Consider the following 367-nt stretch of genomic DNA (forward strand, 5'->3'; position numbering starts at 1 on the left):
TGATAGGTCGGGTGTGTAAGCGTAGCGATACGTTGAGCTAACCGATACTAATGAACCGTGAGGCTTAACCTTACAACGCCGAAGATGTTTTGGCGATTTGAGACGATTTTCAGCTCTGATTCAGAGTCCGAAGGATTTTACGCTGAGACAAGGCGGCAAGCGAAGCGATGGAAGGAGCATACTAAAGTATGTGACTGACATTCGCGAGAGCAGCCAACGCAGTATGAGCGTAAAAGACACAGGACGAGCACAAAGAATTTGCCTGGCGGCACTAGCGCGGTGGTCCCACCTGACCCCATGCCGAACTCAGAAGTGAAACGCCGTAGCGCCGATGGTAGTGTGGGGTCTCCCCATGTGAGAGTAGGGA

Annotated in this window: 1 rRNA gene; it reads left to right on the plus strand. The window is 52.0% G+C overall.

Annotated features, from left to right (window positions below):
* Positions 1–261: 261 nt before the first annotated feature.
* Positions 262–367 (plus strand): 5S ribosomal RNA (rrf, locus tag PGR10_RS25415); the annotation flags it as partial.

The organism is Klebsiella sp. 141198 (genome assembly GCF_050600785.1).
Classification (GTDB): domain Bacteria; phylum Pseudomonadota; class Gammaproteobacteria; order Enterobacterales; family Enterobacteriaceae; genus Klebsiella; species Klebsiella aerogenes.